The sequence below is a fragment of the Bacillus sp. SN1 genome (genome assembly GCF_002796895.1).
Classification (GTDB): Bacteria; Bacillota; Bacilli; order Bacillales; family Bacillaceae; genus Bacillus; species Bacillus inaquosorum.
This window is the reverse complement of sequence record NZ_PHIE01000006.1, coordinates 194,816-208,360: the sequence shown is the minus strand read 5'-3', so window position 1 is coordinate 208,360 and position 13,545 is coordinate 194,816. Positions and strand designations below refer to the sequence as shown.

The following is a 13,545-nucleotide window of genomic DNA, read 5'->3' as shown; positions in this document are numbered from 1 at the left end:
CCTTACTCTGCCACTTGCGCTCCGATGCTATTTGCAAAATGGGAAAGAGCCCACGTGTGCCCCTCCTGATTAAAGCTGGCAACAGCCTGTTTATGCACAACAATCCGGAAACCTTTGTTGTATGCGTCAACCGCTGTATGCAACACACAAATATCTGTGCAGACGCCGGCAAGATGCAGCTCGCCAATCTGCCGCTCTCTGAGTTTGAGCTCTAAATCAGTACCCGCAAAAGCAGAATATCTCGTTTTTTCCATGTAGTAAACATTTGGTTCATGTTCATGTTTCTGATATAGAGGCAAAAGCTTTCTGTACAGATCTTTTCCTTCCGTGCCTTTTATGTTATGCGGAGGAAAAAGACGGGTTTCAGGGTGATATTGATCCCCTTCATCATGAGAATCTACTGCTAATACGACGTAATCACCGTTTGTGATGAATTCTTCGGTCAAATTGACGATCGCCTCTTCAATCATTCTGCCGGGCTCCCCGCAGGTCAATTTTCCGTCACTCGCCACAAAATCATTCGTATAATCAATACAAATAAGTGCTTTTTTCATAGCCGGCCTCCCCGCCATCAGTATGAGAACATTATATCTTATCTCCAGTTGTAAGTGAATTGCCATGAACAAAAAGACAAACGATCCGTTTGTCTCTTAAGGTTTCAGCACTGACCGGTTAAAAATGTCGTCCTGAACATATATCAATTCACGATTCATAGCGATATCAGCCGCAATCACAAGGCCTAAAGGCGTATGAAACTGAAAATCAGATACGATCTTGAAGTTCACTCCGTTCCGGTTCGCCATTTGGATATAGGGAGAGTAAGACTGGTACTGAAGCTCTCCATTAATCAAAAGAGTGATGTTTTTGCTGTTTTTGAGTGCGTGTTCCGCTTCTTCATACGGTTTGCTTCTGAGCACCTGTCCTTTCGTCAGTGCCAAAAGGACTCTTTCCCTTAATGAGCCTAAAAACAAATGGCGCTCGTCTGGCTTTGTCTCCAAGGGCCCATACATTCCTTGCTGCAAATAGAGATCCATTTTATCATCACTCAAAAGCTCGTCCTCCCGTCTTGTTTGTCTTCATTATCACCTGATCAGGCAGGAGCTAAACTTTCAATGGCCGTTTACATTTCTGTTACCCAATGAATGATTTTTTTGGCCAGCTCACCAGCCGGGTCTTCCTCTGTATGCCGGCGCAAAGAAGCTTCCAGCCGTTCAGGCAGAGATGCTTTATCTTCCTCATAAGAAATGATCGTGCTCCACTCCAGCTGCGGAACCGCTACAAGCGTGCGCAGTTCTTTTCTGTTTTCATGCAGATACACGTCCGTGATCATTCCGGTTTCCGTATTGATATTCGCTTTTCTGATTTTCATAACATAACCTCACTATTTAAAGACTAACCATATTATACAATAAAAAAAGCAACAGCCTCTCCGAAAAGGCTGTTACCCGTTAAACGACACTGTTTCATCAATGATATCGGCATCTTTGAGGATGGTTTTACTGTGTTCATTATTGATCTTTATATAATCACCTAATTGAAACGCACCCGATCCCGCTCCGGTATGATCAACGCTTTTCGGCGAAATCGCAAACACATCTCCAAAGCTGGCCGCTGCATCACCTGATATGGACATAATATAAATCGGACCTACAATCGCAGGCATTTCCCCACCTCCGCATTGACTTACAGCATCATATGCAAAGAGGCGCAAATGGTGCCCGCCTATTCAGCGGGCTTTGCGTTTTCTTCAAGGCGTGACCGCTGACGCAGTTTGATTAAGCGGACAATATTCAGGAAGAATGCCTTCACTACCGCGTAGACCGGCACCGCTAAAATCATGCCGAGAATTCCGCCGAAGCTTCCGGCTCCGATCAACAGCAAAATAATTGTAAGCGGGTGCGTATTCAGCCGCTTTCCGATCACGAGAGGAGACAGCAAGTTCCCGTCAAGCTGCTGAACGACGACAACTACAATAATCGCAAACAGCGCTTTGGCCGGCGAATCCATAAAACCGACAATGACAGCCGGCGCAGCACCGAGAAAAGGCCCGACATAAGGAATGATATTGGTAATCGCCATGACAATCCCAAGAATCAGGGCATACGGCAGCCCGGCTATTAAGTAGCCAATAAAACACGCTGTTCCGACAAACAGACAGATTAACAGCTGTCCCTGAAAATAAGCCGCAAGCGTATCGGATAAATCTTTAAAAATCTTCAAGCCTTCTGTCCGATATGAAGCCGGAAGAATTTTTACTGCCAAGTTCGGAAAGCGGTGTCCGTCTTTCAGCATATAAAAAAGGATAAATGGAACAGTGATAATAACAAGCGTGATGTTTGTCACGACGCCAAACACCGCAGATAAACTGGACGTGATATTTTGCGGCAGGTTTTGGAGAAAGCTTGTCAACGACTGTTCAATTTTTGATATCGATACATAATCCTGATTCATCATCCAGGTAAACCATTGGGAATGGGACAAATCTTTTGTCAGCGCCTGAATCTGTTTTATATAATCAGGAAGATTGTTAAACAGCCCGGTAACCTGCGATGTAATAACAGGTCCGACCGACGCTGAAACGAAGGCAAGCAAACCGATAAAGAGTAAGTAGATCAATAGAATGGATAATGTCCGCGGAATTTTTTTCTCAAGCAAGCGGACGACCGGATTAAAAATGAAATACAAAATTCCCGCAATCAGCATCGGGAAAAACAGTGTCGAGATAAAAACAATAAACGGCTGAAATACAAATGAAACTTTTGTTGCTACGTAAATAATCAGCAAAACAAATAAAATCTGCAATGTCCAAAAATGGACTTTTGATTTCAACAAGCTTTGTTCCTCCTAGTTTTTCTTTATGTGTCAGATAAAAGGACTTATACCCCATCATTGTAACAAAAATGAACTCATATCAGAACTCTTAATATGATGAAAGGAGTGTTGGTGATGCAGGCTGTGACATACGATAAAGATTCCGGACTGGTTTATATCCACCTTCTTCATCCGAAAGAGAGCAGGAATGTACGGTCAGAGGAGCTTAAAGTCAATGATTGTATCCTGCTGGATATCGGCCAAAACGGCAAAATCGCCGGATTCGAATGTTTTGGTGAGGCAGCACTGCTCTGTGCCCCGTTTGCCGGGAAATCACGGCTCTATGTAAAAGATGCAGACGGCTATCACTTTCGTGTTCGTCAACAGGCTTCAGTCCGTTCCAGCTATACAGTGTACGGTGTCACTTTTTGTTTTTCAGATGGCGGCTGCCAGGAATTTGCCGGTTTTGACCTTGACGAATCGATGTATCACAGTGCGTTTTTGCAGCGCTTAACTGAAAAATAGGACGTCCCGATGTACGCCTATTTTTCATGCGCAAGCACTGTTAAACCCGCTCACTGTAATCTGGCGTGACGGAAATCATGTGCTGGATTCTAATCAAACAAACAGCATTTCGGGCTCCTTCAATTGTGATATGGTCAGGGTTTACATCGATCAGTCTGCCTCTGACCGTATCTCGTACTGTCTGTATAACGAACCTTGAGCCGATGAGCTTTTTAATGGTCTGATAGACATAAGGATCGACTAAAGAGACCAGTTGCGGGCTACCTTGGTTGACCATACTTCAATCCCCTTTTTATGTTTTATCTCAGCTTATGCCGCAATTATGGATAATGACACAGGCTTACCTGAGAAAACGAGGGATGCGGGGATTTTAGGAGAATATGTTTGGAAGCGGGTGTAAAGGAAATGGTAATGAAGCGGAGACAGCGTAGAAAGCTGGCGCTGTTCCGTGTAAAAAGCGGGACTTATACTTGCTTTATCATGGATGCCTGGGCTTGGTCGATTAATTGGTCCAGCTTTTCTATTTTTTGACGTGCAGTTGAAGGATCAATTTGACGGTAATGATGGTGGCCGCCCGGCTCTTCATCAAGTTCGTCCGCTTTTTTGACAATCTGCTGCAGCGTGTTTTTATCTAATTCACCTTCAGGCAAATAGGAATCGGTATGAAGCAAAATGGCAAGGGCAATTTCTTTTGCCGCTTTCGGTTCCTCGCCAAGCCGAATTAGAAGCTTATGCGCCCGTTCTGCTCCTTTGATGGCATGAATGTCATTTCGTTTGTATTTCTCATAATCCCACTCACCGTCCGTATACCATTCATAATGGCCGATGTCATGCAGCAGTGCCGCTTTTGCAGCTAAATCAGGGTTGATGCCAGCCTTTACAGACAGCCTGTATGCATGATAAGCGCAAGCAATCGCATGTGCCACGCCTGAGCGCTGCATATATTTTTGTGCAATTGGATGGGTGAAAACATCCATTAATGTAACCTTTCTCATGGAAACCCCTCCTTTAGATATTTTTAGAATCCTAACATAATTTGCAGAGAAACTCAATTCTTATGTCACATCATTTTATCTTCTTATCATCATTGTTATACCCTAAAAGCAGAGTTTCAGTCAGTATATGCGGCTGTTCAACAAAGTGCGCGGACTGTTGCCTTTTTATAAAAAAAAGAGCAGAAAATCTCTGCTCTACAAAAACTCTTTTATATCATAAATGCGGCCGTTTTCCGCGCCTGTTTCTAATAAAGAAAGCAGCGTATCGGCAATAAAGGCCGGACTGCGAAGGCTTCCTGTTTTATTTAATTTCCGGAATCGTTCAATGTCGTGGAAATCCTTTTTCGATGAAGAACGGATGACGGCTTGCATCTCAGTGTCCATAACACCCGGTGAGAAAGAAATCATGTTCACGGGCAGTTCTTCATCCTCCTGTTCAAATCCGAATGTCCTCGTAAACATGTCAAGCCCGGCTTTTGAGCTGCAATACGCGCTCCATCCCTTGTATGGTTTTTTGGCGGCGCCTGACGTAATGTTGACAACCGTTTTTTTGCCGCTGTATGAAGCAAACCGTTTTGTAAACAGCTGACTCAAAAGCACGGGCGCTGTCAGGTTCAGCTGATAATGGCGCTGCAGTTCGTCAAGAGACGCTTCGCCGGCGCGTTTGATCGGTGTTACCATTCCAGCGTTATTGATCAGGGTAATACCTGAATAACGATCTGGATTGATGGATGAAAGCAATGATTCAAATTGCTGTTCAGCTTCTTCGAGATTGATGAGGTCTATATGATGCTGCGTCAGTTTTTCATGTGAGACATCAGCTTTTGTCCTGGATAAGGCATGGACTTCATGGCCCTTCTCTAAAGCCTGCAATGCGATGGCTTCACCCAGTCCTTTTGACGCTCCGGTAATGATATAAAGTTCCATTGGAAACCTCCTCCTTCCGTTCCTATTGTACGTACCGCTTTTACTCAACACAAGCACGGGAGCCTATGCCTTTTTGTTCTCCTGCGCTGTGACTTTTGGGATGAGGAACACAATGCCTGCTATTCCGAGCAGAATCAGCACGACATAGATAATCGGAAGCAGCAGAGAAGATGTTTCTTGTTCTTCTTCTGTTTCCGTGGATGACGCCTTTGTGATTGGTTTTTCAGCAAAGGTAATCCCAAGCTGTTTCGATTGAGCCGCAATCGTGTTGGATTCCTCGGTATTTGTTGATGTAAACAAATCTTTTAACAGCTCTGCATCCTTATCCTCCGGCTTATCAAAGGTGATATCCTTCTGTTCTTCAGGCAGTTCTGTTTTTTCTTCATAGTAGGTATCTTCATGCAAATAATTCGTATCGATTTCAATGTCTTTTTTCTCATATTGGTTTGGCGCGACATCTGTATTTTCTTCGGTTTCGGCAGCGGCGGCAGAGGGTATGAAAAGGGAAAAGGAGAGCATACAAATCATGATCCCCTTTTCCATGCTGCGATTACGCTTCATACGTTTCATCGCTTTCTGCTGTTTTTTCTGCCATCAGCCGGATAATAAGCGGCAGAGCCGCGGCAATCACCGTAATGATCAGTAGAACCGATATTCCCATTGCAAACAAATGCCCAGTACCATACTGGATGTCGATATATACATTCGATACCGGATCTTCAAATGTAAAGTTCGGCATAATCAAATCAATAAGCGGTGCGACGTAGAATAGAATCATTGCTGCCGAAGCCACCCATCCAGGGATCGATCCGAATCTGAATGCCGCACGGATGAAGGCTGAGCTTGCGACCAGCAGTAGAATCGTAAACACTGACCACTTAATCGTTTGATCGTCCGGCAATGAATAAATATTCAAACCGAACAAGCTGATCATCAATCCGACAAGGATATTCAGAATTCCAAATAGCGCTCCTTTGACGAGAAGCGGCGCGTTTTGGTAATACGAGCTGAAATAGCCGATTAACAGACTGCTGATCAACACAATGACAAGGATGACAACCGGCGGCACCGTTTGAGTTTTTTCTTCCGGAACCTCTCCGCTGATCTTAAGCGGATTCGCCAAGTAATCATATACATAGCCGTTGTTTTGCCCGTCTACTAATGTATTCCCCAATATGCCGTATACGTCATTCCGCACGAGTTTCGTTGAGGCGACATTTTTCCCCCAGTTGTTGTTTAAGGTGTCAGCTTTCGTCTGTACATCATTGACGCTTTGCTGCATGTTGGTTGTGTAATCGATAATGCCTGACTGGCGGTCAGATAATGAACCCATCATGTCTGACATTTGCAGCACTTCCTGGCCGACCGTATCTTGTACACTCAGCGCCATTGTGCCAGACAGCCCGTCGTTACTGAACGTCGCAGATTCCTGTGTTGCGCCCGTTACCAGCTGTTCTGACGCTTTTGCGGCACTTTCAGAGATTTTCGTCAGCTCGTCCAGAACACCTGCTTGAGTGTCACGGATAAAACCGCTGTATTCGTCCGCAAATTTGGTCATGCCGTCGATAAAGCTGTTAATGTCTTCATCGGTTTGCATCGTGTTGTTTTTGAGATCTTCCCAGCTGGCTGATTCTGCAGGTGAGAGAGCCAGGATGGATTTGACGTTGCCCTGCTGACCGTCAATGGCATTGGTTTTTGCAATGCTGTCGATAGTTCCGGATAATACAGAGTCATAAACAGATAAATATTTATAGTATCTCATTAAAGCGGAGATGCTTTCTGTATTAATTTCTCCCGGGAATTGAAGCTGATCTTTATTTTCAAGCTCACGAATCGCGCTGTAAATCCCTTCGAACTCCCTCTTCCGTTTCGCTTCAAGATTTTCAAGTTTACCTTCTAGCTTCTTTACTTGGTCTTTCAAGTCATCAATTTCATCATTAAGACCATCCATTTGCTCTTTTAGTTCTTCTAATTTCTTTTTCAGCTCTTCATTATGGGCAGTTTCTTTTTCTTTGAGCTCTTCTTCAATTTGCTTGATTCGCTCAGACGCTTTGCTGAGCTGTTCTTTTGCTTTTGCGATATCAGAAATCTCATCGTTTCCTGTTTGATCTTCGTCCTCAGGCTGAGTCGTGCCGCCGTCGCCTCCGGTATCTCCTGAATCGCCGGTTCCGTCTTCATTTGCCAGCTGGATCAATTGAAGGGCAGAATCTGATGAAGCGGTCTGTTCAGCAGATGTGCCTGTTTCGGTTTTTCCGCTGTCTGACTCATCATTAGAGGCATCTCCGTTCTGCTCCTGACCGTCTGTTCCCTGCTGCTGGTCTTGATCCTGAGTATTGCCGTCCGTTTGTCCGTCATTCCCGGTATCACTGCTGTTATCATCGTTTCCGGTGTCTCCCTGTGAATCATCGGGATTTGTGTTGTTTCCGTCATCAGGATTTTCCGGGTTGTCAGTGGACGGTTCGTCTGTTCCAGGATTTTCAGTTCCAGGGTTCTCTGGCGTCGGCTCCTCTTTTTCAGGCTCTTTTAGATTGTCCGAAATGTCCTGAATGTCTGCTGCGATGTTTTTCAGTTCTTCACGCTGTTTTTCAAGATCTATTTTCAGTTCTTCAGGGTTTTCTTCCTTTGGATCTTTATCTTCATCATCTGAACCATCATCTCCATCAGGCTCCGGATCGCCTTTCGCAACAGTAAGCGCTGCGCGAGACTCAACAAGGAGTCCGTATACTTGGTTTAATGCAGCCTGCCTTGATGTTGCCTGATATTGATCGATTAAATCACTTTGGATTTTTGCCATGCCAAGTTCCTGCTGAGGCACCTGGCCTTCCCTGATTTGCTGTGCGGCTGCCAGAACTGTGCTGGTTTGCCCAAGCTGTGTTTTCACTTGGCTGATCCCTGTTGATAGTCCGCTCATGCGTTCGCTGAACTGATTCGCCTTTTGCTGAGCTTGGATGGCATCCAGGCCTGTGTGGATTTGCTGCTGGGTTGAATCCTGGGCTGCCAAAAGCAGTTTTTTCTGATTTTCTTGATATTCTTTGTATCTTTCAACTGTATCAACGAATTCTTTCAGCGTGTTTTTGGCTTCCTCCGCTGTTGAAGCTTTTTCTTTTGTCGTGCCCTGCGCTTCATTCATTGATTTCTTCAGCTCATCGATTAAGTCTTTTTGCTGTTTGATTTCACCTGCTAAATCATTAGAGCTTGGTTTGTAAAAGTTGTACATGACATTCTGGAATTCAGATTCTTTATTGACGATTTTGTCAAATTCTCCTCTGATGTTGTCCACTTTTTGCGAAACAAAGTTCCAGTATAAGGCCGACATTTTTTTGTTCATTGTCTTTTGGGCATCCTCAAGCTCACGCTGAACTTTTTCTTTGTTGACCGCATTCAGGTTATCTTGAATGCTGAATTCGAGCGTTGCTTTTTGAGGATGATCTTTGTCATAGCTCAAAATATTTTTTGAGAAATCTGAGGGGATGTAGACGATCGCATCGTATTTCTTTGACGCGAGACCAGTCTCGGCCGCGCTTCGGTTTACGACCGTCCACGAATAATCGGGACGTTCACCCAGAACGGCCGCTACTTCCTTGCCGAAATGGGCGGATTTGTCCTCTTCATCAGACTTCACCTCATCACTCAATACGCCTGTGTCTTCATTCACCACCGCGATTTGCCGCGTGGAATTGACTGCTTTTTTCGTCGGATCGTCTCCGATAAAGCGGAAAAACAAAACCGGCAGCAGCAAAATGATGATGACGGCGGATATTAACTTGATCAAGCTTTTTCGTTGTTCTGTCATCTAGCACTCTCCCTTTCAGCAGAACATAAAGGAATTTGAACTTTTTGCTCCTTCCCGTTTTCCACAACATATCCGAAGCCCGGCTGAATCTCAGGCTCCTGTCTTTGGTACGGGAGAGGAATGACATTTTGCTCAGATTTTTTCATCAGCAGAATCGCGTGGCGAATTTGCTTCATCTCTGTCGTCAAGGAGTCATAGCCTTTTGAGAATTCGCTGTGGTTTCCGCCCGGGATAAAGCTGAAGCCAAGATGCGCGTATGATTTCATGAAGTTTGCCAGACGGTCTTGTATTCTCGTATCAATCGTCTGCTGGAATCTCGTAATCCCGTCAATCATCAGCACCACTTGTGAGAATCGCAGGTTTTGCACATCTCCCTGGCGGACGGCTTCTATATACATGGCTTCTCTTGTTTTAAAAATATCTTCTGCTGTTTCGATCCACTGCTCAATATCTTCTTTCGTTTCCAAATATGAGACGTCTGATTCCTTCGCATATTGGGACAAGCCGCGGTCAATCGAGTCAAACAGGCCGATCATTTCGGTTTCATCATCAATCAGATGTTCAAGCATTACTTTTAAGACGTTTGTTTTCCCGCGCTGGGTCTGACCTAAAATCAGGCAGTGCTTATGCTTGCCCAAATCAAAATAGACTGGGCTGACTGTTTCTTCATGAAGCCCGATCGGTACAGATAAAGGCTTGCGTTCCAGCTTGAAGCGGAGAGAAAATTCTCTTGTCGACAGGCTCTCAGGCAGCATCGGAATCGGTGCCGGCAGGTCCATTGAAGCAAAGCGCTCCTGAAGATGCTGAACGTCTGATTTCAGGCCGTTGAACATGCTGATATCATCGTCCGCGTCAACAGGCAGGAACATTTGCGCGAAATAAAGCTCTTCCTTTTGAATGATGACGCGCCCCGGAATCGGTTCAAGATTGAACTTCGGCCGTCCGTAAATGGAATATCCCTCAGATTGATCCATGAGATAATGGACAACCTTTGTTTTCAGGTTATTTAACAATGACTGGCGGACTGCATTCACACGCGTTGCTGTCAGCATGAAGTAGATACCCAAGCTCTGTCCGTCTCTGGAAAGCTGGACAAATTCCGATTCAAGCTCATGCATCTCATCCTTGACGATGTCAAAGTTGTCAATGGTGATGAAAATGAACGGAAGCTCTTCCTCGCTCAGCGCATTGTACATTTTGATGTGGCTGATTTCTTTTTCCCTGAACAGACGTTTACGGCGGTCAATTTCTTCTTTGATTCGAATCATGAACTTTTCAATTTTTCTTGACTGGTCCATCAGGAAGTAATCCGCTGTATGAGGCAACTTCGCTAATGGCAGAAGCGTTCCGTTTCCGAAATCAAAGATATAGACATGAAGTTCTTCTGGTGTGTATACGTCCGCAAAGCTCATCAGGAACGTTGCGGCTGCAATCGATTTTCCGTAGCCAGAAGAGCCGAATATGCCGATATTTCCGTCTTCCATCATCTTATAAGCAATCGGCGCCTGTCTTTGCAGATCAGGTTCGTCGACATACGCGAAGTGGAAATGGTCTTTTTCTTCTGAAGGAAAAAGAGTGCGCGGGATACGTTCCGCAAGCGGCGGCAGCCAAGGGCTTGGCAACTTCTCGATTCCCATTTCATCTTGGATGCGTTCAATTTCGTCAACTACTGCTTCGATTTCTGTTTGAACGTCTTTTTTCGCGATATCTTCGGTATCAACTTCGGAAAGCGGGATCAGACCCGTATCCGTGACGATCGCGATTTCATCCTCTGTTCCGTAGACTTCCTCTAAGTAAGGCGCACCGCTCCAAGCTGATTGAAACAGCTCATACACTTCATTGTTGCCGACCTGCAAATACCCGCGTCCTGTCACGGTAATGTTTGCGGCATCGCTGTTTTTCAAAATTTCTTTACTGTCGGTGGCATCCTGAACCTTCAGCGCTACTTTAAAGCGCGAGTTGCTCCAGATCTGGTCGTCAATGATGCCGCCCGGCTTCTGTGTCGCCAAAATCAAATGAACGCCGAGGCTTCGCCCGATACGCGCGGCACTGACAAGCTCTCTGATAAAATCCGGCTCCTCGCTTTTCAGCTCGGCGAATTCATCAGAAATTAAGAACAAATGAGGCATCGCCACTTCTGCTTTCCCCTGCTTGTACAGCTTTGTATAGTCATTGATGTGATTGACTTGATATTGATCAAACAGGCGCTGCCTTTTTTTCAGCTCGCTTTTTATGGAAGCAAGCGCACGCATACTGAAGTTTTTGCTGCCTTCAATATTTGTGATTGTGCCGAGCAAGTGAGGAATATTGCGAAACGGCTGTGCCATCCCTCCGCCCTTATAGTCAATTAATAAGAAAGCCGCTTCATGCGGGTGAAAATGCACCGCAAGTGACAAAATGTAGGTCTGGAGAAATTCACTTTTCCCTGACCCCGTTGTCCCTGCAAGCAACCCGTGCGGACCGTGGGCTTTTTCGTGAAGGTTCAGGTACACAATGTCATCTTTTCCTTTATAGCCGATCGGCACTGACAGCGACTTCGCCGATTCACTCGTCATCCATCTTTGCTGAATGCCGATTTCCTTTACTTCCTTCGCATGGAAAAGCTCCAGGAACGATACCGTTTCCGGAATGGAATTCGTAATGCCGACCTGGTGATTCAGCGTCCGCAGCGTGCGTGAAAACCGTTCGTTGTCCCCGCGCTGATGATAATCGAGGCGGAACGGAATTCTTACCGCTTTTTTCTTTTGTATTAAAATGTCGCCTTCATGCTCATTGATGTAGCGGACAAGAGTCGTAATGTTTTCCGACAAGCTTTCCTTTGTTTCCGCAGCGACAATTGTAGAGATGCCCAGATGCTCATGCTGTCCTTCTAAATATTCGAGTATGACGTGCTCTGAGATCAGCTGCTGATTCGTAATGACAAATACAAAATGCGGTTTGAACTGCAGTTTTTCTTTGTCATCTTCGAGATCGCGCTCTCTGATCAATTCGTAAAGCGAAGATAGGAGCTGGTCTCGGGTTTGCTCATTATATATAAAACCTTTCGCATAAATATGGGGCATTTGAAATTGCGGCAGCCACTTCATCCACTCCCAGTCTTTATACTCTTCTTCATGAAAAATAAAAACGAAACGCAAATCGTGATAGCTGTTGAAGAACGACAGCTGTCCGATCAGCTGGTGAATCTCATTTTTCACAATTTGCGATTTACCGACAAGCCCCATCGGACCTTCCGCCAAATCAACCGTAACCGGGGCATTGCGAATGTCCTTATAGACACGCTGCATGTGCTGGGATTTCTCCATGAGGTCATCGATATCACGATTGGCCAAGTCCCCGCCGCTCATATTGATTTCATAGCTTGAAGGGACTGTTCCCGTCCCAAGCCGCAGCTGGAGATAATCCTTGCTTTCAAGCGATTTTTCCCAGATCCGGTCACTGATTTCACTTGTTAAGTATTTCATTTGTTCGAATGAAGGAAAATGAAATTCCAGAACCTGCTTTTGCTTTTCAGCAAGCGCCTGAAGCTCTTTCCGCTTATTGTCTAGGTAAAGCTTATACACGCGCTCCCGTTTTTCTTCGCGTTTTTTCCGCTGGTTTTTATCCCGGAAATATTGCACCGTCGAGGTAATGAGGGTCATCATAAACATCGCCAGAGAAACGAGTATGAATATGCCGCGCGGCTGAATGATTGCGACAACGCCCATCACGATCAGCATCACAAGCGGAGGCAGAATGACGAGCCACAGCCCTCTATTGGTTTGATCGCTCTCCTGAGAGGGAAAACTGAAAGAAACGCGGTCATCCGGCAGGTCGTACACCATTCGCGGCGTTCTTCTGTACTGCGGATATTTTTTCTGCATCTCTGTGCTCGGTTTGACCGTTTCTGTTAATGCCGTTTCAAACGGGGCAAAATGAACAATTTCTAAAAGGTCTTGTTCCGTCACTCTCATTTGCGTAAAGTTCCAGAAAATTTCATCCCCCGGCTGGAGCGTTGTATTGTCGATGATCTTCTCTCCGTTCAAGAAGATCGTCCCTCTTTCAGGACGAACCGACCAGCTTCTGCCGACAAGAAGCAAAGAGAACGTGCTGTGTTCTGCAAAAGCAAACTCTTGCGGATTCAGATAAATATCTGCATTTGTCTTTTCTGAAGAGCATATGATTTCATCCCGATTCCCCGTAAAATAAACGGATTTATGAGGCTCACTGCCCGTCAATATCAAGCGTATATCCTGCTGATCCGTTTGGAGAGAAAATGATGTATCCGGCTCAATCGTGCCGAGACAATCATTTCCCAGGAAAACTTCGTATTGGCCGCCGGATTCGTTTCTTTGAAGGGAAATCACTCCGCTTTCAAACGGAATAGTGCCGATCGTAACGGAATCCTTCACATCAGGCCCTATGGTCACCGGATGGGACGACGGGAGGTCAGTCAGTTTCAGTTTTTGAACGTTATTTTGGTAAAAAACCCATAATAGACTCAAATGGCGAACC

Annotated in this window: 12 protein-coding genes; 1 reads left to right on the top strand and 11 read right to left on the bottom strand. The window is 45.3% G+C overall.

Features of this window, described 5'->3' with window-relative positions:
* Positions 1–2: 2 nt before the first annotated feature.
* The 5 genes from CVV77_RS19140 to CVV77_RS19120 all read right to left on the bottom strand — a co-directional run bounded on the left by CVV77_RS19140 (position 3) and on the right by CVV77_RS19120 (position 2,832).
* The gene (locus CVV77_RS19140; protein WP_100276227.1) at positions 3–554 is read right to left on the bottom strand and encodes a cysteine hydrolase family protein; all 552 of its coding nucleotides are present in this window, start codon (positions 552–554) and stop codon (positions 3–5) included.
* Between the two features lie 96 nt (positions 555–650).
* On the bottom strand, positions 651–1,049 hold the full coding sequence (locus CVV77_RS19135; protein ID WP_100276226.1) for a YueI family protein: 399 nt from the start codon (positions 1,047–1,049) through the stop codon (positions 651–653).
* Positions 1,050–1,120: 71 nt separating this feature from the next.
* Positions 1,121–1,369 carry a YueH family protein gene (locus tag CVV77_RS19130; protein WP_084991310.1) on the bottom strand — a complete coding sequence of 83 codons (249 nt, stop codon included), beginning with the start codon at positions 1,367–1,369 and terminating at the stop codon, positions 1,121–1,123.
* A 72-nt stretch (positions 1,370–1,441) separates the two neighbouring features.
* Positions 1,442–1,663 carry a spore germination protein gene (locus CVV77_RS19125; RefSeq protein ID WP_003241034.1) on the bottom strand — a complete coding sequence of 74 codons (222 nt, stop codon included), beginning with the start codon at positions 1,661–1,663 and terminating at the stop codon, positions 1,442–1,444.
* A gap of 59 nt (positions 1,664–1,722) precedes the next feature.
* Entirely contained in the window at positions 1,723–2,832 is a 1,110-nt protein-coding gene (locus tag CVV77_RS19120) for an AI-2E family transporter (RefSeq protein WP_003241032.1), read from the bottom strand.
* A gap of 114 nt (positions 2,833–2,946) precedes the next feature.
* Between CVV77_RS19120 and CVV77_RS19115 the strand changes: the two genes are divergently transcribed.
* Positions 2,947–3,336 (top strand): DUF2283 domain-containing protein, encoded by a 390-nt coding sequence (locus CVV77_RS19115; protein WP_100276225.1) that lies wholly within the window; start codon positions 2,947–2,949, stop codon positions 3,334–3,336.
* Between the two features lie 40 nt (positions 3,337–3,376).
* Here CVV77_RS19115 and CVV77_RS19110 read toward each other — a convergent pair whose 3' ends face one another.
* The 6 genes from CVV77_RS19110 to essC form a co-directional block, all read right to left on the bottom strand.
* Positions 3,377–3,613 (bottom strand): YuzF family protein, encoded by a 237-nt coding sequence (locus CVV77_RS19110; protein ID WP_019259340.1) that lies wholly within the window; start codon positions 3,611–3,613, stop codon positions 3,377–3,379.
* Positions 3,614–3,800: 187 nt separating this feature from the next.
* Positions 3,801–4,331 carry an HD domain-containing protein gene (locus CVV77_RS19105; RefSeq protein WP_019259341.1) on the bottom strand — a complete coding sequence of 177 codons (531 nt, stop codon included), beginning with the start codon at positions 4,329–4,331 and terminating at the stop codon, positions 3,801–3,803.
* 195 nt (positions 4,332–4,526) lie between these two features.
* Positions 4,527–5,258 carry a (S)-benzoin forming benzil reductase gene (locus CVV77_RS19100; RefSeq protein WP_100276224.1) on the bottom strand — a complete coding sequence of 244 codons (732 nt, stop codon included), beginning with the start codon at positions 5,256–5,258 and terminating at the stop codon, positions 4,527–4,529.
* A 63-nt stretch (positions 5,259–5,321) separates the two neighbouring features.
* Positions 5,322–5,777: a type VII secretion protein EssA gene (gene essA, locus CVV77_RS19095; RefSeq protein WP_100276223.1), complete on the bottom strand. Its 456-nt coding sequence runs from the start codon at positions 5,775–5,777 to the stop codon at positions 5,322–5,324.
* Between the two features lie 31 nt (positions 5,778–5,808).
* Positions 5,809–9,051, bottom strand: coding sequence for a type VII secretion protein EsaA (gene esaA / locus CVV77_RS19090; RefSeq protein WP_100276222.1), 3,243 nt, complete (start codon positions 9,049–9,051; stop codon positions 5,809–5,811).
* Positions 9,048–13,535, bottom strand: coding sequence for a type VII secretion protein EssC (essC, locus tag CVV77_RS19085; protein ID WP_100276221.1), 4,488 nt, complete (start codon positions 13,533–13,535; stop codon positions 9,048–9,050). The genes esaA and essC overlap by 4 nt, the downstream gene beginning before the upstream one ends.
* Between the last annotated feature and the right edge of the window lie 10 nt (positions 13,536–13,545).

Coding starts and splice junctions, on each gene's coding strand:
- CVV77_RS19140 (WP_100276227.1), bottom strand. CDS start 554: ATGAAAAAAGCACTTATTTGTATTGATTATACGAATGATTTTGTGGCG.
- CVV77_RS19130 (WP_084991310.1), bottom strand. CDS start 1,369: ATGAAAATCAGAAAAGCGAATATCAATACGGAAACCGGAATGATCACG.
- CVV77_RS19125 (WP_003241034.1), bottom strand. CDS start 1,663: ATGCCTGCGATTGTAGGTCCGATTTATATTATGTCCATATCAGGTGAT.
- CVV77_RS19115 (WP_100276225.1), top strand. CDS start 2,947: ATGCAGGCTGTGACATACGATAAAGATTCCGGACTGGTTTATATCCAC.
- CVV77_RS19110 (WP_019259340.1), bottom strand. CDS start 3,613: ATGGTCAACCAAGGTAGCCCGCAACTGGTCTCTTTAGTCGATCCTTAT.
- CVV77_RS19105 (WP_019259341.1), bottom strand. CDS start 4,331: ATGAGAAAGGTTACATTAATGGATGTTTTCACCCATCCAATTGCACAA.
- CVV77_RS19100 (WP_100276224.1), bottom strand. CDS start 5,258: ATGGAACTTTATATCATTACCGGAGCGTCAAAAGGACTGGGTGAAGCC.
- essA (WP_100276223.1), bottom strand. CDS start 5,777: ATGCTCTCCTTTTCCCTTTTCATACCCTCTGCCGCCGCTGCCGAAACC.
- esaA (WP_100276222.1), bottom strand. CDS start 9,051: ATGACAGAACAACGAAAAAGCTTGATCAAGTTAATATCCGCCGTCATC.